We start from the raw sequence: 21,614 nt of genomic DNA on the forward strand, positions 1-21,614 counted from the left end.
CTATTTTTGAGCGTTCTGACAAAAACTGATATGAAGTATAATAAGATCAATAACCTATTCGGCTGGATAACCGGAGCTATTGCTTACCTGGTTTACTTAAAAACGATGGAGCCCACCGTTAGCTTCTGGGACTGCGGCGAGTTTCTGAGCTGTGCGGCAAAACTGGAAGTGGGCCACTCACCGGGGGCGCCATTATTTATGATGATGCAGCGGTTATTTGCCATTTTCGCACCATCTGCAGCCACACAGGCATTATTCATCAATTCATTTTCAGCACTTGTCAGTGCCCTGACCATACTGTTCCTTTTCTGGACCATTACGCATTATGCTAAAAAGCTATTGGTGCCAAAGGGCGAAGAAGTTACCGGCGAAAAGATGGCCCTAATTATGGGTGCCGGACTAGTGGGTGGACTTGCGTATACATTTTCAGATACATTCTGGTTCTCGGCAGTAGAGGCCGAGGTTTATGCTACATCATCATTTTTTACTGCCATTACCTTCTGGGCAATGCTGAAATGGGAAAATGTAGCCGATGAAAAGTATGCTGATCGCTGGTTGGTATTGATCGCATACCTCATTGGTTTGTCGGTAGGGGTGCACTTGTTGAACTTACTTTGTATTCCACCTGTGGTGATGATCTGGTATTTCAGACGCTATGCACCTACTGTAAAGGGTGGCATCATTGCATTCCTGGTTAGCTGTGTATTGCTGGGTTTTGTGCAGATAGGTATTATACAGTACATACCTAAGATAGCTGCCAATTTCGATATTATGTTTACCAATAGCTTTGGTTTGCCATTTGATATTGGTTCTATCACTTTCGTGCTGCTGCTTTGCGGCGGGTTGGTGTGGCTGCTTACATGGGCAAAAAAGAAGCAACATGTAATGCTGCATACCGGCATACTGAGTGTTATTTTCATTATCATTGGTTATAGCAGTTATATAGTACCCGTTATCCGCTCTCGTGCTGAAGTGCCGGTGGATATGACCAACCCTGATAACGCTTTCAGCCTGAATTCATACGTATCTCGTGAGCAGTTTGGCTCGCAGCCGCTACTTACCGGGCCTGATTTTACCAGTCCCATGACGAGTGTGAAGGAAACAGGCAAGATCTATACACAGGTTCAGAAAAACGGTAAAGACCTTTATGAGGAAACAGGTGTAAAGCGCGAAGGAGTGTATGACCCTGCAACTACCCGTTTCTTCCCGCGTGTGTGGGACGGAAGTGAAGGACATGCCTCATTCTACCGTTCTTACCTGGGTCTTGCAGAAGGGCAGGCACCAACAGGTGCCGATAACCTGAGTTTCTTCTTTGGCTACCAGATGAACTGGATGTGGTGGCGCTACTTTATGTGGAACTATGCCGGCCGTCAGAACGACTTTGAAGGCCAGGGTGATGCTAAGAATGGCAACTGGATATCGGGTATCAAAATGCTGGACAAGGGTCGCGTAGGTGACCTGGACAAGATGAGCGATGGCTTTAAGAATAACGGTGCCAGGAATCAATTGTACTTCTTGCCGCTGATACTGGGTATAATGGGTGTTGTGTACCAGTTCAACAGAAAGAAAAAAGACGGCCTTATTGTTGCCCTGCTCTTCTTCTTTACAGGAGCGGCTATTGGTATATTCCTGAATATGACACCGGGCCAGCCACGTGAGCGTGACTATGCCTTTGCCGGTGCTACCTATGCCTTTGCGGTATGGATAGGCCTGGGTGTGATAATGGTGTATGACCTTATAGCCAGGGCTGTAAAGGGGTATCCGGCTGCTATTGGCGCTACTGTGTTGTGCCTTGTGGCCGTCCCTACGCTTATGGCTAAAGAAGAGTGGGATGATCATGACCGTTCGCAAAAGCGACTAGCATGGTCTACGGCGTATAACGACCTTATGTCTTGCGAACCTAATGCCATATTGGTGACCTTCGGAGATAATGATACCTACCCGCTATGGTACCTGCAGGAAGTAGAAGGTGTGCGTAAAGACGTACGTATTATGATCAATACACTGATAGGTACTGAATGGTTCATAGATCAGCTACAGCGTAAGATCAATGATGCGGATGCAGTGCCAATGGTGTGGAAGAGAGATGATTATATGGGCTCTCGCCATGAGCACATCCGCTATATGGATAGTCATAAAGTACCACAGGATAAATACTATGATCTTTATGATATTGTGAAATTCATGTGCACCAAAGATGGCGATGGCGGACAAGACGGTGAGGGTTATATACCGGCTCTGAATGTATTTGTAAAGGGCCTCAGCAAGGAAGAGCTGATTAAGAAAGGCATGTTGGATGCTGCTGATACTGGTGCGATCATCAATGAAATGAAGTTTAGCCTGCCTAGAGAAGGTATGTATAAAAATGATGTGACCCTGGTGAACATGATAGCCGAGAATGCTAAGAATGGCTGGGCAAGACCTATCTATTTGAGTGGTGGTTTCCCCGGCAATGATACTTACCTGGGCCTTCATGATTACCTCCGCCAGGAAGGAATGGTCTATCGCCTGGTGCCTTACAAGAAGGTGCCTACCGCGGAGAGCAAGCAAGTTGGCATGAACATCAACCTTAACAAAAGTTACGACCTGTTCATGAACAAGTTTAAGTGGGGTGGTGGTGAAACAAACACTGTATACTTTGATGAGAAGAACAGGGTGATGATGATGGCTTACCGTATATACGCATCCCAGATAGCAGATGATCTGAGTGCACATGGTAGAAACGCAGAGGCTGTTCAATTACTGGATAAGGTGAAGGCCGGCATTACATCTCATGCTTACTACTACGAACTGACAACCTTCTATATGGCTATGTCTTACTACAAGGCGGGTGCTAAAGAAAAGGGTAGAGACCTGTCGTTGGCATTAACGAAGAACTGCGAAGATGATGTAGAATATATGCTGACACTGGATGATAACCAGAGGGAATACCTATCGAGGGATATTCGCAATGATGCATCGATGGTGAATACGCTGGCCAGTACGGCGCAAACCGCAGGAGATGCTGAAGGCGCTAAAGTGCTGAATGATAAATTCCAGGCGATATATAATAAGGTGAAGGGATCGATAAGGCAGTAGGGTTGATACTGCGAATAGAAAAGAGGGTGCTGCCATATTTGGAAGCACCCTCTTTTTGTTTTAACTAGTCCTGCTTAGGCTTGTGCATATGCTGCTGCAAATTCCTTTGCGAAGTCTGCCAGTTTTGTTGCGCTTGCAAGTGGCTGCTTGTTAGCGTAGCCGGCAGTCATTTTGCCTGTTGCCATAGCCTCGCCCATTTCCATGTATTTTTCGGCAACCTCAGCCGGTAATCCTGCCTGCAACATGCCGTTTAGTGCATCTTCATTCTTAAAGTTCACCCATGGCAGCTGGGGCTTACCAATTGCAGCACCTAAAGCGCCTGCAATTTCTGTTGTTGTCGGTTCGTCGCTGACTACAAAGCGAATACTCTTTCCTGTAAAAGTTGGTGTCAGCATTTCTTCTGCGGCAGCTGCGGCAATATCATTAGGATGTGCCATTACTAATTTTGCATTTTCTCCATAGTTGGCGCCAATTATTCCGGCATGCTTTATCATACCAATATTCGAATAAAGGTTGGTGAAGAAAAAACCGGGACGCAGGTGCTTTACGTTAACACCTTCCAGTTTGTTCAATTCCTGCTCTACATGGTACAAGCCACTTACCGGGCCACAGCCCTCCGGCATGTGTGCACCAATACTACTCAGGTTTACTACCTGTTTTACACCTGCCGCCTTTATGGCTTCTGCATAATTCTTCCCGATGTTGTGTATGTGGCCAACCCAGTCAGGTGCCGACATGGTAGGCGGCACCATTGTGTAGACAGCGTCAGCGCCGTTAAATGTGCGGGTGAGAAATGCAGTGTCTTCTACAGAACCGATTGCCGCATGTGCACCAAGAGATTCTATTTGCGACTGTTTGTCGGCTTTGCTGCTGATCACCGTAACGTTGTGTCCTGCATTTACTAATTGTTGTGTAAGCGGTTTGCTAATGTTCCCCAGGGAACCTGTAATTACGTATTTCATATCGTTTTTTGTTTTTTGTTCACACAAAGGTATATTTGTGCATACTTTTTAACTAGTACCTACCAAAAAGTATGTATCTATTATGTACGAAACAAAAGAAAGTTCTACCAATCAGCTGAACATAAGCATAGCGCTTAATAAGTGCCCTGTTACTTATACGTTGCATAAGATAGGCGGCAGGTGGAAGCCGCTGATCATTTATCACCTCACCAGCGGCCCGTTGCGGTATGGGGAATTAAAGAAGGCTATACCTGCCATAACGGAAAAGATGCTGATACAACATCTTAAGGAGCTGGAAGCTGATGGGCTTGTAAACCGTAAAGCAATGCCGGTAGTTCCACCACATGTTACCTACAGTTTGACTACATCGGGAGAAGCGCTGGCGCCCGTGCTGAATGCAATGGCGGCATGGGGTATGCATTATTCAAAAGCAGATGTATTAGAATAAAATCATTCGGTGGAGTGGAAATGAGTGTCTTATGAAATGGGAAAAAAATGTATTTGTATAAAAAAACCAGTAAAAAGTCAGTTTTTTCTGAAATTTTCGCTGTTTACACCAACCATTAAGCGTTTAGTACTGTCTAACTAGGGACAAGAGAAGATAAATTTTTATTAATTCTTAAAAGTTTTTCTATCTTGCGAGACAGAATTATCCGAATTATATATTATACATCCCAAAACAAGGATTAATTATGAAATACAATCGCTACGCTTTCACATTACTCTGCGGCATATTATTATGCTGCTTCAGTAACAGAACATTGGCACAGCTTTATCTCTCGGCTGATCCTACAACCTGTGGTGATTCAGCAACCACGTTGCATGCGTTATTAATAGGAGATGTACCAACATCATCGGGCGTTACCGCAGATGACGGATACTCAGGTTCTATCAATATTGGGTTCACATTCAATTTCTATGGTAATAACTATACCCAGTTGTGCATTGGTTCTAATGGAGTTCTGTCTATGGGTACCGGATCAGCAGGTGGTTATTGCACATGGCCTATCAGCAATACATTGGCCGGAACGGTTGCCGGAGCTGCTGCAATGAGAAATACTTTCTGCGGCCTTTGGTCAGATATTTATCTTTTTGCAGGTGGTACCATTACCTATTCTACAGTAGGTACTGCTCCTTATAGAAAGTTTATGGCTACATGGTGCGCAACGCACATGTACAGTTGCACAACGCAGTATGAGACTTTCCAGATGATCATTTATGAAACAACCAACATCTGTGAAACACACATAGCTCACCGTACTACCGGTTGTACCTGGAATGGTGGTTATGCCATAGTAGGTGTAGCCAATTCTACAGGAACAGCATCAACAGCAGCTCCGGGCAGAGACTTCCCTACATTGTGGGGTGCTTTGAACGAAGCATGGCGCTTTTCGCCAACAGGCAGCCCAACAACTGCTTATGCCGTAACTTCAATTCCTTTTGCTCCTGTTCCTTATGCTTCTTCTACTATTTATTGGTATGACAGTACTACCGGCTTGCTGGTAGGTTCAGGTCCAACAATTACAGTTTCTCCTTCAGTACCAACTACATACAAGGCTACAGCAGCTGGTTGCAGCGATTCTACAATCGCGTTTATACATGTATTACCAACATCTGGTAGTGGTTCAGTAAGCGGTATATCTGCACCTGTGCACATTACATCTCTGTTGGGTACAGATCCAACTGATTGCGGCAAGAACGATGGTACAGTTAGACTTGTTGGAGTTAATCCAGGATTCCCAGATTCTATATTCTATTCTGTAGGAGGTGTACCTCAGCCGATAATCGTACAGACATCTTTAGCGGATAGTTCTTTAACTATTACTGGGTTACTGGCGGGTGTTTATGACTATTTCTATGTTAAACAGGGCTCATGTGTATCTAATGGAATACCTGTTACTTTATACAATCCGGCATTAGCTGCTAACTTTACTTATGTTACTCATCCGGGTTGCAGTGGTGATAGTGTAATCATCATCAATACTGGCACAAGTGGTGGTACGTATACTTATTCTACCAATCCTGCCACTACTGGTGTTCCGTTGTATCCTGGTCCTCCATCTATTTATACTTCGGTATTCAGTTATGGTGACGGATTTATGGATAGCTCAAGTGTAGGTGCATCGACTTATAGCCCAACGCATATTTATACTACACCTGGTACTTACAACATCAACTTCTTCTATCATAATAACTACGGTTGTTCTGCACTGGCTACATTGCCTGTAACGTTGGGTCATCCACTAACCTCAGTGTTTACACCTTCTGCGCCTTCAGTTTGTCTGGGTGTTCCGGTTACGTTCACTAACTCATCGGTGGGTACAGGTGCTACTTACTTCTGGACATTTGGTGATGGCGTTACTTCAACAGATATGAACCCTAACCACAGCTATGCTGCACCGGGTACATACAATGTAACACTTACAGTAACAGACTTCATACCATGTACTGCTGTTTCCAACACTAACATTGATGTGATCTCCATAGGCACTCGTACCGACTTCCATGATACTACTGTATGTTTGAGGTTGCCATTACAGATAGAGTCTTACACAGAGGTGGTTCCGTCTTCACTGACAAATATCACTTACCAGTGGACACCGGGTACAAACCTGTCTGACCCTACAATACCAAACCCTACATTTATGGGTGTGGGTGATTACACTTACACGCTCACTGCTACTGTATTGCCATTGGGCTGTACCGCATCTGATGTGATGACCATTCATTCTAAGCCTCCGATCATTTTGACTCATGTTACTATTGACCAGGTTATACCAATTGGTGGTAGCATACAGCTGAATGCCGACAGCGCATGGGTTTATGTATGGTCGCCTAACGATGGTACTTTGTCTAACGCTAACATCAATAACCCGATAGCTACGCCAATAGATTCTGTTACTACCTACATGGTAGTGGGTATGTCTCCTTACGGTTGCCGCGACTCAGCTTTCGTAACTATCAGGGTAGACCCTACAGTTACCGAGTTCATTCCTGAGGCGTTCACGCCAAATGGTGATGGTTTGAATGATGTGTTCCGCGTGTTCAACCTGGGTTACTACCAGAAGCTGGTTGATTTCAGGATCTACAATCGTTGGGGACATGAAGTGTTCAACACTATCAATGCTAAGCAAGGATGGGATGGTACAATGAACGGTGTTCCTCAGGATATGGGTGTTTACTACTACCAGGTTATTGTTTCTAACCCTGATGGTAAGCAGAAATCTCTGAAGGGTAGTGTTACTTTGATCAGATAATACAAAACCGATTATAAAACGAAAAGCCGTCTTGCATATGCAGGACGGCTTTTTTGTTGGGTTGAAAGGAAATAATACCAATTTGACTTTAAAATTACACCGGATGCTATAACCACCTCCCCCTAAGTTTCGGCAGAAAAAGCCGAAACTTAGGGTACAGAGCTACGCTCGTGCCTTACCGGCACCTTCAAAACCTGCCTGCCGGTAGGCAGGGGAGGAGAGTGGTTGACGTATTCAAAAAGTGAGAAATTGATGTCCATTCGCTATAAATCCTGAAATCTACTGATAGTAAAGACTAAAAATTGATGGTGATAACGCTGTAGTTTATGCCTTTGTCTGTGGCGATATCAAACTCAAAAGCACTTGTTGCAGAGCCATGATTTATTGCGATCTCTAAAAGTCCAATACTATTGAAACGGCACAGAAGGTCACCGGTGGGAACATCATTGTAATGGTCGCTGACTTTAGTGATCTCTTCTTCACGTGGTAATTTGATACTAAATGGACCGTCGCCGATGAGCTCATCAAAACGGTCTTTTGTAAAATCAATTACGATATTGCCATAGCGGTCTATATGCAGCACTGTGCAGTCGAGGCGGGCACCAATAGGCTTCTGCATCATGATCTGCGCTACCTCTTTAATGAGGAACCTACTGAAATAATTATTCAGATCGCGGTCTTCGTGTATAACTGAAATTACCTGGTTGGCGTAGCCGATCCATTGCGCTATGCTCACGGTGCCACTAAACTCGCGACACAACCAAACCTCATTGGGCTGCCTGCCGAATGCGAGAGACAAAACACCATTGTCTGGTGCCAGGAAATAGTGGTCGCTTACTTTGCAGAGCAGCATTCTGTGCCTTTCGCCGGATAATACATCAACCAATAAAAGGTGGATGGACCCCACCGGAAAATGCTGGTATGCTGACTGTGATAAATAGGCCGCCTGTTGCAGGTTATAAGTAGTAATGCGATGTGAAACATCTACCACCATTGTATCTGCAAGGTGTTTGGTGAGCATCACTTTGGCGTTGCTTATAGCCGGGTGATTTGTACCCAGGTCAGACAGTAGCGTTATAACAGGAATTTGTGGCACAAAATTTGAAGTTGTTCTGGCTATGGTGGTACAGCCGACAGTCAAAAATAACTTTATCTGTGCCATTTTAGAAAAAATGCTACAGATATAAATGGTAGTAACGCAGCAGATAAAGTAATTGGTTGATCAACTGCCCAACTTTTTATGGAAACTAGCTGTCTTTGATATAAATAATATTTATCTTGCAGTAAATAATCAATTATGAAACAGATCATTTCCTTAGCTTTCATCATGTTGTTGACTATAACGGGCTCGTTTGCAAAAGACCGTGTTAGTAAGCATACTACGGTAAAGAACGACCTTATGAAAGTTACCTATGGCCAGCCATCTAAGAAAGGCAGGGTTATATTTTCTAAAGACGGCCTTGCGCCTTTTGGCCAGGTGTGGCGTACAGGTGCTGATGAGGCAACTGAGATCACCGTTAACAAAGACTGTATGTTTGCCGGTGTTCCATTGAAAGCAGGTACTTATACATTGTTTACTGTGCCTTACCACGGTGAGTGGAAGATAATATTGAACAGCAAACTGGGCCAGTGGGGTTCATTTGAGTATGAAAATGTAAAGAATCTGGATGTTCTGGAAAGCACATCACTGGTTAAGTTGCTGGATCAACCAGTTGAGACATTTACCATCACATTGCAGAAAGATGGTTTCCTGATGGCCTGGGATCAGACTTCAGTATTTGTAACAGTAAAGCCGACTAATTAATTTTATTTGAACCTATTTAGTAAAAGACCCTCATTGTAGGGTCTTTTCTGTTTTAGGGGTAGTTGTATTTTTAGTTACTGAATCGAAGTCGCCGCTAATGTTACTGACCAATGTTGTGCAGTAGTAATCCATGCTGAACTCATTGACCGTACCAATAGCACTAAGTGACATGGTGCTATAGTTTTGGTCTGACATCTGCTCCAGACAGTTAATGTAAGTGATGAAATCATTGCTGTCATTACATACGAACCCGTTTTGGCCATGCTTCAGAAACGCGGTGTTCTCGCCGGTGCCACTGGCCAGTACCGGTACGCCGCAAGACATGTATTGCTTTAGTTTAAATGCCGATTTAGCCCGGTTGATCTCCGTATCAAGTAGTGGCGCGATACCTACATCGAACTTAGATATAGATCTATACACGAAGTCTTCGTCTTGCCAGTTAATAAGCAGGGGCATTTCAAGGGTTACGTGTGCTAAATGGCTGAAGTATTGGTTTAGTTCCGCAATATGCTCGTGCTTGACAACGCCCATAAGTATTACCCTAACAGGAAACGAGAGCTTAGCCAATGCCGGGAAAAACAATTGTTGTAAACTTGCCCTGTGTGCATTGTAATAACCTATCCAGCCAATGGTGAAAACCTTGTTTTTTGCTGATTTGATATAGGCGTGCTCGATAACCGGAGAGGTAAGGGTAAACACATTGCTGTTATGTGGTGTTATGAAACGTGCAAGTGATTGGCTACCTGCGGCACACTGCTTAACGTGCTTCATAAAGTGTATGATATTATCTGGCGGGAACTTAAGGTAATCCGCATCATCAATGTCGTATAAAGTTCTTTCAGGGCTTAGTTTGAGTAGTATTTTTAGTGCGGTAGCATATAGCCAACGGGTGTGTATCTTTTCAAATACTATTACCGAGTTCTTCTTCCGGCTGAAGAGGATGGAAAGGAACACTCTTATAAACCTAATGATAGTAGCGGGGTGATACCCCGGGTACACCAGGTCATAGCTAATAGCGTGTTTGTCTTTTATATGCCGCAAGGCATATTTGGCTCTATATCTTACGCTTGGTTCGGCATCGCTGAAGTAGGCGAACCAGTATATATGTTCAGTAAGCATTGATAGGGTATTAGTCCTACCAAAGTACTAAAATATATTAAAAAAGTATAGTGCTGTAAAATAGCATTAGCCTGTAATGCTTCTGAATAAAGTATACCTGAGTAACATCTCCACCACAATGCAGATCACGGCAAGAATAGCGAAAGGGAAAAACAGTTCGGTATAGTGCTTGAAGGATGTTACTTCTATGCTAGTCTTCTCCAGCTTGTCAATATCGTCGTACACTGTTTGCAGGGAATTATTGTTGGTAGCGCGGAAGTATTTGCCACCAGTCTCTGCGGCTATTTGTTTCAGCAGCGGCTCATCAATATCTACAGGCATCATTACTTTTTGCGGGCCAAAAGGAGTAGAAACCGGCGTAGGTGCCTGGCCATGAGTGCCTACTCCTATTGTATAGACTTTGATCTTATAGGCTTTTACGATCTCTAATGCTGTTTGCGGACTGATGGGAACGGATACATTGTTGACACCATCGGTCATCAAAATGATCACTTTGCTTTTACTCTTAGAACTACGCAGGCGGTCTACTGCAGTTGCCAGCCCCATACCCAGGCAGGTGCCGTCGATCATCATTCCGGTCTTTATCTGGCTCAGCTGTTCTTTAAGCACATTATGATCTATGGTAATGGGGCACATAGAAAAGCTCTCGCCCGAGAATATGACCAGTCCTATTCTATCTGTAGGGCGCTTATCTACGAAGTTAATAGCTACCTCTTTTGCCGCTTCAAGACGATTTGGCTTAAAGTCTTCTGCAAGCATACTACCCGACACGTCCATACTCATGATCATGTCTATACCATCAGTATCATTATTAGTGGTGGTATTGGTGCTTTGCGGGCGTGCCAGACATATGATGAGCATCGCCATGGCTATGATGCGTAAGGCGAACAGAATGGGCCTGTAAGCGGCTTTTCCGCCGGCATTGCGTGCAGATAAACCACCCAGCGTGGATAGCCTTATTACAGGGTTGTTTTGCCTGCTTTTATTCTGCCACCAGATGATAAGCGGAATAAGCAGTAGTAACGCAAAGAAAAACGGATGCGCAAACGTGATATGTTTCCAGTCGAGGAATGCTTTCATTATTTTTGTTCCGTTGGAGTTTCAGTAATTGTGATCTTCGGTCTTGATGAATCTATAAATTGTTTAGCCTTTTCCATAGCATCAAAATGTTCCTGTGGCAATGGCTGTCCCTTGGCAAACTTGGCAAGATCGGCAATACGCAGTATTACCGACAGCTGTTCATAGTACGGTTGCAATTCTCTATGGTGCTGTACTTTAAATAACAGCTCATCTGTAGTCAATTCCATAGCAGGCGTATTAAACCGCTCTTCTACATAATTACGCACTATATCTGTAAGCTCCACATAGTAGGTCTTTACCTGGTTTTTCTGCCACAACTGTTGTGTTTCAAGGTCTGTAAGCTTTTTAAGGAACCGATCCTGCAGCGGTACTTCCGGCGCCATGGGTGCCGGTGGCGCGGGTTTGCGGTTCTTTACTATGTAGACGGTTACCGCTATCACGATGATCAGCAACAGCAGTCCGCCTGCAATGTACCAGATATAGTCGCGCCAGGTAGACTGTACAAATATTATCCCTTTGATGGGTTTGAAATCTTTCGTGGTGTCTACAGTAACTGTCTGCACCAATAGTTGGAAAGAGTCAGTTTGAATAACATAGGGATTGCTGGTAGTGGGGACTATGGCAAACTGAAATGAAGGGATCTTAAACACACCTGAGTCGAACCCTGTAATAAGCAAGCGCTGGCGGTAGGTGATCATCCCGCCTTGCTTTAGGGTATCTATTTCACCTTTCTCTACTATTTCCAGATGGTCGAAAGTATCTGTAAATACGGGCCAGTTGATCTTGCTTATAGATGGGTTGTGCTGCACCTCAATGAAGTACCGTGCCTGGTCGCCAACAGTTATCTGCCGGGCATCCATTCTGGCCGTCACCTTTGCATCGCCCTGTGCCAGCGACAGCATGGAAGTAAAAACTAAAACCGTAAATAAAAACGACCTCTTAATTACGTTTATGATCATCTCTTTAATTGATCAGCCTGTTTGTTGGCAGGCTGTTTAGGTTGAACAATATCTGGTAGTTAGTTATTTTCTTTTGAAATAGCCCTGCAGCACTTTTACATAATCTTCGTCGGTACGCACCTGTAGTAATGCCGCGCCACTCTTCCTGAAGGCTTGTATACAATACTTGTCTTTGGCATTATATGCTGCGGCATAACCGCTACGGGCTGCCTTGCTATCGGTATCCAGCCATATCATTTGCCCGGTTTCTGCATCTGCTACCTGCACCAGTCCCGCCGAAGGCAACTCCTTGTCATACTTATCATAGACATTAATGCCTACAAGTTCGTGCCTGCGTGCCGCCAGCTGCAAAGAATGTTCATAAGGCTTGCTCACAAAATCACTCATAAGGAACGTGATGGTCTTTTTCTTGATCACATTGTTGAGGAACTCCAGCGCGGCGCCTACATTGGTATCGCCCGTATGATCGGGCTCCAGCGCTATCAGTTCACGAATGATGCGGAGAATATGTCCCTTGCCTTTTTTAGGCGGAATGTATTTCTCCACCTTGTCACTGAAGAATATGACCCCTACCTTATCATTATTGGTAGTGGCAGAAAAAGACAACACCGCACCCAATTCTGTGATCAGCTCCCGCTTAGACTTTTGCTGGGTGCCGAACAGGGAACTGCTGCTGATATCTACCAGCAACATAACTATAAGCTCACGCTCTTCTTCAAATACTTTTACGAACGGGTGTGAGAAACGTGCGGTGACGTTCCAGTCTATGAATTTGACATCATCGCCGGGTGTATATTCCCTCACCTCGCTAAACGACATACCCCTGCCTTTGAAGGTGGAATGGTATTCCCCTGCAAAAATGTGGTTGCTCAGCCCGCGGGTCTTGATCTCAATTCTTCTTACTTTCTTTAAAATCTCAGCCGTAGTCATTGTTTTTGCTTTAAAGACCATTGGTGAAAAGTGATATAGCACGTTCTCAGTCGACCGAAAAACAAGGCCAATGGTAATGGCAAATATAAAGATATTGAAGTGTAGTTGATGCCATTTTAAAGCCGTGAAAATGGCGGTGAGCAAAGTTTTAAGATTTTTTCAACAGAATGGCGAGTGGGACGAGCCGATTTTTAAACCAGTATAGTGGCGGTAGTTAAAAGGAGGACAAACCCAATGAGCACTATGATAGAGCCTACAATTACACCCACAACCGCAAATCCTGTATTGGTATGATAGGCCTTGTTGAGCCCGATTATGCCGAAAACCAATGCCGCGGCACCCAAAAGCAACGCAAACGGCAAACTGCCCGTTAGCAGAGCTAACACAGCAAGGCCGCTTGCCAGAAGGCCTTGCCAACCGGTTTTATGCGTGTTGAGGTGGGTACTTTTTTTATCATCTTCCCCGCCAACGGCTTTGGCAATACTGCTTAAGAAATGAGGGACTTTCCGTTCGATAAAGGCTTTTTTACCAGTAGCAATAGTTACAGGTAGAGAGATGTTGGCGGCTGCCGGAACAGGAAATGCCGCGAAACAACTAGAGGTCACAACTACTAATAGAAGCACCAGGATAGTAATCAATGATCTTTTCATAATGAAGTTAAAACGTGGAGTATGAATGAACTGCGAACAAAAAATAGATCGCCGCTACAAATATATCATTGAAAAGGAGAACGTTAAAGTATTGTGGGTATTTCAGATCAATAAAGTGCGAAATGGGCTAGTTGGCGTTAGTGGCGGGTAACCCTGACCTGATTGACCTGATGGCTGTACGCGCTTTTGAGAACAGAGATTGAACAGGTTCTAACCCTGCTGAGCCTATACGGTGCATGACAGTATCTTGCGCGTTGGTAATAATAACATACCTGCCATTCACCACCGTTTTTACATCATTCCAGTTAAGCAGCAGCATAGTGGTGCTGAAAAGCAAAGTGCCCCAAACCAGAGATCTGCCGGCAAAAATGATGCGCTTTTTTGTGACTTTCTGCATGTTAATGATGAAAGTATAAAGTTATATTATTTCGCCATACTTCGCTGCGGCAAAATAAAAATCCATAGCTTTATCTATAAATTAATAGACAATGCGTTCATTTCTAACACGTTTACTTACCGTTGCCCTTATACCGGTAAGTTATTTTGCTACTGCACAGGAAAATGAGAATACTACCCGGTGCCATGCGCTGAAGAACAAAATGGTAGCAAAGACCACTGTAGCCAGCGTAGCGGAAGATAATTACGATGTTAAGTATGTAAAGTTTGATCTGAACGTATCTAATACCTCTACGTATATAGCAGGGAATGTAACTACGACAGCCACTGTAGTCGCCTCATCTCTTTCTACATATGTTTTTGAGCTCAACACACTTTTGACTATAGATTCTGTATTGATAAATGGCGCAATACGGCCATTTACTACCGCCGGCGTAGTGCGCACAGTAACCCTGGCAGCACCATTGCCAATGGGAACAGCATTTACGGCACAGGTATTTTATACCGGTACGCCTACATCGGGCACCTTATTTGGCGGTGCGCTGGGCGTTAATTGTATTGCTTCTCCAAGCTGGGGCAACAGGGCTACTTATACATTAAGCGAGTCTTACCATGCTAATGAGTGGTGGCCATGCAAGCAGTCTCTGAGAGACAAAATAGACTCAATAGATATGTGGCTTACAGTACCCGACACACTGAAAGGTGGAAGTAATGGCAAACTGGTAGCAGTAACTACTGTGGATGCTACCCACAAGCGTTTTGAATGGAAAGAGCGCTATCCGATCGACTATTACCTGATCTCTTTTGCGGTAGCTAACTATGTTGACTACTCTTACTACATGCACTTCTCTGCCAGTACCGACTCTATGCTGGTGCAGAATTACGTATACAGCAACCCAGGCACACTGTTGTCATTTCAAAGCAAAATAGATTCTACCGGTATGATGATCGACTACTTCTCCACGCTTTACGGCAGATACCCGTTCTGGCAGGAGAAATACGGTCATTGCATGGGTCCACTGGGTGGAGGCATGGAACACCAGACCATGACCACACTGGGTAATTTCGGCACAACACTTATAGCACATGAACTGGGCCACCAGTGGTTTGGCGACAATGCTACCTGTGGTGCATGGACAGATATATTCGTAAATGAAGGTTTTGCCAGCTATTCTGAATATTTGTTTGAAGATCATTTCTGGAATCATACCGCAGCCATAAACACTATAAGAGACCAGCAAACCAATGTGAAGTCGTCGCCCGACGGCGCAATATTTGTTGATGATACCACCAACGAAGGCAGGATATTCGACACCCGCCTCACTTATGATAAAGGTGCCTGCGTGATACACATGCTGCGTTTTGTAGTGAACAACGACAATACCTTCTTCAACATATTGAAGACGCACCAAACCCAGATGCGCGACAGCACTGCAACAATTGCCGACTTCAAGAGCACTACCGCCGGAATAACCGGTGCAATAACCGGTAGTATGAGCATAGATACCTTTTTTAATCAATGGGCGTATGGTGAAGGATATCCTATTTATACGGCAAAGTGGAACCAGATAGGCAATGATGTGTGGGTGAAACTAGACCAGACAACATCGTTCCCATCATCTATTCCATTGTTTCAGACACCTATAGAACTAAAACTGCGTTCTGCTGCCGGAGATACTATTGTACGGGTGTTTAATGCTCAGGCATCGCAGGTGTACCACTTCACCTGGGATCGTACTATGAATAATATGGTATTTGATCCTAACTATTGGTTGGTTTATGATCTTACCAGCCTTACGCACGATGTAACATTGGATGTAAACAATGTAGCTACATTGCCAATAAGCATAATGCCAAACCCTGCATCTGCCGACTGGACAGTGAACAACCTGCCGGCCAATAGCAGCCTGGCGCTTCTGGACCTGAGCGGACGTTTATTGTGGCAGAATGCAGGCAATAGTAAGGCTGTTGTAGTACCTGCAACTAATCTGGCAACAGGCATGTACCTACTGCAGGTAAAGAGCGATGCGGGTAGTGCAAGTTATAAGCTGATAAAAGAGTAGGTATTTTTTTATAATAACTACCCAAGATTTAAGTAAAAGTAGTCGTCTATTATAACGGCAGTTAACGCCATTGCTTTTGCAATGGTGTTTTGCTGTGTAGTCATTTTTATATACTCCAAACCAATACGCAATGAAATCAACTATAAACGCATTGGGCGTGCTACTTTTACTGGTATGCAACCACGCACTTGGTCAGGCGTGCAAAAGTGAATTTAAATGCCATTCTGTCGAAAACAAACGGGCAGCAAAAACAACCGTAGCCGATCTTGCAGAGGACAAGTATGATATCAGGCATGTTAAATTCGATTTGAGTGTGAGTAACACATCTACCCATCTTGAAGGCAGTGTCTCCACTACAGCAAAGGTTACAGGCTCATCATTCAATACCTATGTGTTTGAACTGATACCTGATTTTACAATCGATTCGGTAGTTATTAGCGGTATCTCTTTGCCGTTTACTACTGCAGGAGTAGTTAGAACAGTTACCTTGCCGGCTACACTGCCTGTAGGGTCGGTGTTCACAGCACAGGTTTATTATATAGGTACACCACCCAATAGTGCGCTCTACTACGATTCGGGCATCAACTGCATTGCCGACCCTACGTGGGGTAATATGGTCACCTTTACACACGGAGAATCTTACTATGCCAACCAGTGGTGGCCCTGCAAACAATCACTAAGAGATAAGATAGACTCGGTAGATATGTGGCTCACCATACCTGATACATTGAAGGCCGGCAGCAATGGCCTGCTCAAAGCGGTAACGCCAATAGACGCCACGCACAACAGGTATGAATGGAAAGAGCGGTATCCTATAGATTACTATCTTATCTCGTTTTCTGTAGCCAACTACATGGACTACTCCTACTACATGCACTTTACAGGTAGCCCCGATTCTATGCTGGTGCAGAATTATATTTACAACAATCCGGCAGTGCTGACCGCATATAAAGATGTCATCGACTCCACAGGTATGATGATCGATTACTTCTCTACGCTCTTTGGCCGTTACCCATTCTGGAAAGAAAAGTATGGGCATTGCCTGGCACCAGAAGGAGGGGGTATGGAACACCAGACCATGACCACATTGGGCTTCTTCGACACATGGCTTACATCGCATGAACTGAGCCACCAATGGTTTGGTGATAATGTTACGTGTGGCTCATGGGCAGATATTTGCGTGAATGAAGGTTTTGCCAGCTATTGTGCCGATCTGTTTGCCGATCATTTCTGGAGCCACGCGACAGCTTTAAGCAACATTAAGTACTCTGAGAATTATGTGTCCAATCTCCCCGGTGGATTCCTGTTTGTAGATGACACTACAGACCAGGCCCGTATATTCGACGGGCGTTTGAGCTATTCAAAGGGCGAAGCGCTGGCACATATGCTCCGCTTTTTGATCAATGATGACGCTGTTTATTTCCAGATATTGCAAAACTATCAGTCGCAGTTCAGGGGCGGCAATGCAACCATTGAGGACCTGAAAAATGTAACAATAGCCGCAACCGGTTTAACGGTGAATAGTATGAACCTCGATACATTTTTTAATCAGTGGGCATACCTGGAAGGCTACCCTAAATATGTTTTGCGCTGGCACCAGATCGGCACCGATGTATGGATAAGGCTGGACCAAACAACATCAGTACCGGCTTCAGTACCGCTGTTCCGTACACCAATAGAGGTGAAGCTTCATGCAGCCACCGGAGATACTGTAGTACGCTTTTTTAATGACCTGCCTATACAGATATATCATACTACCTGGGATCGTACGGTCATCTCCCCATCACTCGACCCTAATGCAGGTTTGATATACAAGTTGCTGGGCACTATTCATGATGTTACTCTGGGTGTAAACAACGCGGTTGTGGAATCAGCCATTAAAATAAGTCCCAACCCGGCTACAACAGAGTGGACCATAAGTAATGTTGCCAGAGACAGTAAGCTGATCTTAACAGATATGAGTGGGCGCAGATTATGGCAAGGAGTTGGTGATAATAATGCCACGGCAGTGCCGGCTACACACCTTGCCGCGGGTATGTATATGCTGCAGGTAAAGAGTGATGCAGGCAGTGCAAGTTATAAGCTGATAAAAGAATAAGTATTAAGTAAATTAGCTGATACAACAGAAGTATTAACGGCCTTAACCCCAACATCAGGGTTAAGGCCATTTTGTTCATTGACTACTTTTGCCGTAATTTGATAATTGATAAGATACAACAACATTTTATCGGTACCGGTCAATGATACAACTACCCCAGAAACACGCGTCTACAGGGACATCTATATTTGCGATCATGAGTGGTCTGGCACAGCAGCATGGTGCCATCAACCTGTCTCAGGGCTTCCCCGATTTTCAGATCGACGAGCAGTTGTCTACTTTTTTGGAAGAAGGTGTGCGGCTGGGGTTCAATCAATACGCACCTATGCCGGGCCTGCCCATGTTGCGCCAGGCAATAGCCGATGACTTTAAACGCAGGTATGCTGTAGACATAGATGCCGATAACGAGATCACTATAAGCCCCGGAGCTACCTACGGTATCTATACTGCATTTACTGCAATACTACAGCCCGGCGATGAAGCGATAGTATTTGAACCGGCTTATGACAGCTATATACCTAATATAGAAATGAATGGTGCACGGGCTGTACCGATACCACTTACCGCACCGGATTTTACTGTAGACTGGAATAGGGTAAAAGCAGCTATAACACCACGCACAAAGGCCATAATACTGAATACTCCGCATAACCCGACCGGTACAATTTGGAGCAAGGCAGACTGGGATACACTGGCAGAGATAGTAAGAGATACCGACATTGCCATACTCTCAGACGAAGTGTATGAACAGCTGGTGTATGATGGCGCAACCCACTACAGTGTGCTGCAGCACCCCGAACTAAGGCAGCGCAGTTTTGCCATCTATTCATTTGGCAAAGCGCATAATAATACCGGCTGGAAGATGGGCTATTGCATAGCGCCACCCACATTTACCCAGGCCTACAGAAGGCTGCATCAGTTCACCAGCTTTTCTGTGAATACACCGGCTCAATATGCTATTGCCAAACATATATCTTCAGGAACAGCATCGCCGGTAAGAGCAATTATGGAAGCGAAGAGAAATCACTTTTTGTCATTACTAAAGAACACACCATTCACTATACATAAGCCCGCGCAGGGCAGCTATTTTCAATTGGCTACTTATGAATCTATATCAGATAAGGGTGATCTTGAATTTGCGCAATGGCTTACCAAAGAGCATGGTGTTGCCACCATTCCGGTGAGTGCATTTTATCACAACAGACATGACGATAAGATCATTCGTTTTTGTTTTGCTAAAAAGGAAGAAACGCTGGAAAAGGCTATTGAGCAGTTGAGCCGGTTATAGTGTTGCAGGAAGATTTGACCCTCTTTTAGAAAGTTGCCAAATAATGTTTCTATGAATGATTTTGAGTTTATAAATGATGTAAAGAGGGCAACTCAAAACAAATTTAGGGTTTAACTTTTGCCTTTTAACTTAAGCTAAGTCACCGTATTAAGCCTGGTCATCACGTCTTTTACTATCGTGTCCAGCTCTTTGGTAACTGAGGCCACACCGTCTATCACTATTTTATTATTCTCGTCCTCAGGGTCTTCATGGTTGAATAGGTTGACCAGACCTAGTATAGTAACAACAGCTCCGCGTATTCGGTGCGACTGATCGAAGGCGATCTGTCGCAACACCGCATTCTGTGCCTCTATGTGGGCAAGATTCTTCTTCTTCTCTTTTGATAGCGACTGTACCGAAAGCCGCTCCGACCGCAGACTCTTTACAACAAATGCCACAACTACTACAAGCAGCACCACACACGTTATATATAGATATCGTTCTGTTCTTGTCTTGGCCAGCATCAACTCACTCACCTGTAATTGCTTATCCTTTATCTGCATTTCCTGGCCCTTCTTATCCAGCTCACGTATGATCTCCAGATTGGCAATAGCCACCTTACTTTTTGCAGAGTAAACCGAGTCTCTGAGTGTAGAATACTCAGTGTAAGACTCAATTGCCTTCTTATAATCCCCCGCAAGTTTATAAGCCTGAGACAAATTGTTGGTCGCCTCCAGCAGTACTTCCTGGTCTCCTATCTCTTTACTTCCTTGTATACTTTGCTGCAGATAATCTATGGCTAAAGACAGATCCCCGTCTTTTGAGACAGTGTTTGTTTCTACCCCGCTCAGCCTGCTTTTTGCTACATTCAGATAATTCTGACCAATGTTACAAAGAGAGTAGGGGATGCCCATTTTTAGATCATACTGTTTATATATTTTCAGCGCCCTAAGGTAGTAGTCCAGCGCATTACCAAATTCCTTTTGCAGGCTATAGTTATTACCTATGTCATTGAGCATAGTAGCCTTTCCGTTATGGTCGTCCAGCTCATTAAATATATTCAGCGCTTCCAGGCTGTATTGTAATGCACTGGTATACTCACGGCGCAGAATGTATAGCTCGCCAATATTTCTATAGGTCCACCCAACGCTGTTTTTCTCGTTTACTTCTTTAAATATTTTCAGTGCTTTAAACTCGTATTCCAGTGCTGTAGCATAATTTTCCTGAAAGCGGTAAGCATTGCCCAGGTTGTTCAGGTTGATAGCTATGCCCTTCTTGTCGCCCAGTTCTTCTGCTATTTTCAATGCCTTAAAGTATAGCTCCAGTGCTTTCGCGTAGTTGGTTATAGACGCATATACGGCGCCCATATTGCCATAGTTTTTGAGCAGGCCGGTCTTATTGCCCGACATGCTGAAGATATCTACAGCCCTTTGCTCATAGTCAAGTGCTTTGGAGTAATTGCCAAGGTCGCCGTATACTATGCCTATATTGCCCAGTATCTGGGCTATAGCGTCCTTGTCGGTTGTTTGCTCCATGTAGCGCAATGCTTCTATGTCATACTCCAGTGCCTTGCTGTAGTCCGACATTGCCCAGTAGTTGGTGCCGATCTTGTTGAGCGACCACGCCATTCCTTTTGTCCATTTAAGCGAAGACGAAAGCTCCAACGCCTGCTTGCCGTATTGGATACCCTGTTCAGGATCGGAGCTGTAATAGTTGCCCGATATAGTGTAGAGCAAAATGACCTTATTGGTGTCGGTAGCCTTGGGCAGTTCTTTGATCAAAGAGTCTACAAGGTCTCGGCCATGCACCTGTATAACAATAAGCCAGATACAGGCAAACAATAAAGCTATTCTTTTTAATAGCGGCGTATTGAAAGTAAGATTAGGCATACATTTTTAGAATGAATTGATGGCAACCAACAGACGCTAACACCCTGAATGTTAGAGTGATC

16 protein-coding genes are annotated in these 21,614 nt (G+C 44.4%); 7 read left to right on the forward strand and 9 right to left on the reverse strand.

Going from position 1 to position 21,614, the window contains the following annotated elements; genetic code table 11:
- Positions 1 to 30 precede the first annotated feature (30 nt).
- Positions 31 to 3,078, forward strand: coding sequence for a glycosyltransferase family 117 protein (locus CJD36_RS11635; protein WP_105039345.1), 3,048 nt, complete (start codon positions 31 to 33; stop codon positions 3,076 to 3,078).
- A gap of 74 nt (positions 3,079 to 3,152) precedes the next feature.
- On the opposite strand, the gene CJD36_RS11640 is transcribed toward CJD36_RS11635, so the two are convergent.
- Positions 3,153 to 4,040, reverse strand: a complete 888-nt coding sequence (locus CJD36_RS11640; RefSeq protein ID WP_105039346.1) for an NAD(P)H-binding protein — start codon at positions 4,038 to 4,040, stop codon at positions 3,153 to 3,155.
- 82 nt (positions 4,041 to 4,122) lie between these two features.
- On the opposite strand from CJD36_RS11640, the gene CJD36_RS11645 reads away from it, so the two are divergent.
- Positions 4,123 to 4,488, forward strand: a complete 366-nt coding sequence (locus tag CJD36_RS11645; RefSeq protein ID WP_105039347.1) for a winged helix-turn-helix transcriptional regulator — start codon at positions 4,123 to 4,125, stop codon at positions 4,486 to 4,488.
- A gap of 244 nt (positions 4,489 to 4,732) precedes the next feature.
- Positions 4,733 to 7,297, forward strand: coding sequence for a PKD domain-containing protein (locus tag CJD36_RS11650; RefSeq protein ID WP_105039348.1), 2,565 nt, complete (start codon positions 4,733 to 4,735; stop codon positions 7,295 to 7,297).
- A gap of 295 nt (positions 7,298 to 7,592) precedes the next feature.
- Here CJD36_RS11650 and CJD36_RS11655 read toward each other — a convergent pair whose 3' ends face one another.
- Positions 7,593 to 8,459: an SAM hydrolase/SAM-dependent halogenase family protein gene (locus CJD36_RS11655; protein WP_105039349.1), complete on the reverse strand. Its 867-nt coding sequence runs from the start codon at positions 8,457 to 8,459 to the stop codon at positions 7,593 to 7,595.
- A 135-nt stretch (positions 8,460 to 8,594) separates the two neighbouring features.
- Between CJD36_RS11655 and CJD36_RS11660 the strand changes: the two genes are divergently transcribed.
- Positions 8,595 to 9,101 (forward strand): DUF2911 domain-containing protein, encoded by a 507-nt coding sequence (locus CJD36_RS11660; protein ID WP_105039350.1) that lies wholly within the window; start codon positions 8,595 to 8,597, stop codon positions 9,099 to 9,101.
- 30 nt (positions 9,102 to 9,131) lie between these two features.
- On the opposite strand, the gene CJD36_RS11665 is transcribed toward CJD36_RS11660, so the two are convergent.
- The 6 genes from CJD36_RS11665 to CJD36_RS11690 all read right to left on the reverse strand — a co-directional run bounded on the left by CJD36_RS11665 (position 9,132) and on the right by CJD36_RS11690 (position 14,236).
- A complete protein-coding gene (locus CJD36_RS11665) occupies positions 9,132 to 10,220 on the reverse strand; it encodes a glycosyltransferase (RefSeq protein WP_105039351.1) in 1,089 nt (362 codons plus the stop codon).
- Positions 10,221 to 10,286: 66 nt separating this feature from the next.
- The gene (locus tag CJD36_RS11670; protein ID WP_105039352.1) at positions 10,287 to 11,300 is read right to left on the reverse strand and encodes a vWA domain-containing protein; all 1,014 of its coding nucleotides are present in this window, start codon (positions 11,298 to 11,300) and stop codon (positions 10,287 to 10,289) included.
- Positions 11,300 to 12,259: a hypothetical protein gene (locus CJD36_RS11675; RefSeq protein ID WP_133162610.1), complete on the reverse strand. Its 960-nt coding sequence runs from the start codon at positions 12,257 to 12,259 to the stop codon at positions 11,300 to 11,302. Before CJD36_RS11675 ends, CJD36_RS11670 begins: the two co-directional genes overlap by 1 nt.
- Before the next feature lie 63 nt (positions 12,260 to 12,322).
- Positions 12,323 to 13,333, reverse strand: a complete 1,011-nt coding sequence (locus CJD36_RS11680) for a DUF58 domain-containing protein (protein ID WP_240609342.1) — start codon at positions 13,331 to 13,333, stop codon at positions 12,323 to 12,325.
- 47 nt (positions 13,334 to 13,380) lie between these two features.
- Complete coding sequence (locus CJD36_RS11685) at positions 13,381 to 13,839, reverse strand: hypothetical protein (RefSeq protein ID WP_105039355.1); 459 nt, start codon at positions 13,837 to 13,839, stop codon at positions 13,381 to 13,383.
- 127 nt (positions 13,840 to 13,966) lie between these two features.
- Positions 13,967 to 14,236 (reverse strand): hypothetical protein, encoded by a 270-nt coding sequence (locus tag CJD36_RS11690; RefSeq protein WP_105039356.1) that lies wholly within the window; start codon positions 14,234 to 14,236, stop codon positions 13,967 to 13,969.
- 91 nt (positions 14,237 to 14,327) lie between these two features.
- Here CJD36_RS11690 and CJD36_RS11695 point away from each other — a divergent pair, with 91 nt between their 5' ends.
- From CJD36_RS11695 to CJD36_RS11705, 3 genes are all read left to right on the forward strand, one after another.
- Positions 14,328 to 16,298: a M1 family aminopeptidase gene (locus CJD36_RS11695; RefSeq protein ID WP_105039357.1), complete on the forward strand. Its 1,971-nt coding sequence runs from the start codon at positions 14,328 to 14,330 to the stop codon at positions 16,296 to 16,298.
- Positions 16,299 to 16,428: 130 nt separating this feature from the next.
- Positions 16,429 to 18,396, forward strand: coding sequence for a M1 family aminopeptidase (locus CJD36_RS11700; RefSeq protein WP_105039358.1), 1,968 nt, complete (start codon positions 16,429 to 16,431; stop codon positions 18,394 to 18,396).
- Between the two features lie 142 nt (positions 18,397 to 18,538).
- Positions 18,539 to 19,684, forward strand: coding sequence for a methionine aminotransferase (locus CJD36_RS11705; protein WP_105039359.1), 1,146 nt, complete (start codon positions 18,539 to 18,541; stop codon positions 19,682 to 19,684).
- Positions 19,685 to 19,818: 134 nt separating this feature from the next.
- On the opposite strand, the gene CJD36_RS11710 is transcribed toward CJD36_RS11705, so the two are convergent.
- Positions 19,819 to 21,552, reverse strand: coding sequence for a tetratricopeptide repeat protein (locus tag CJD36_RS11710; protein ID WP_105039360.1), 1,734 nt, complete (start codon positions 21,550 to 21,552; stop codon positions 19,819 to 19,821).
- Positions 21,553 to 21,614 lie beyond the last annotated feature (62 nt).

This window comes from Flavipsychrobacter stenotrophus, from assembly GCF_002954265.1.
Taxonomy (GTDB): Bacteria; Bacteroidota; Bacteroidia; order Chitinophagales; family Chitinophagaceae; genus Flavipsychrobacter; species Flavipsychrobacter stenotrophus.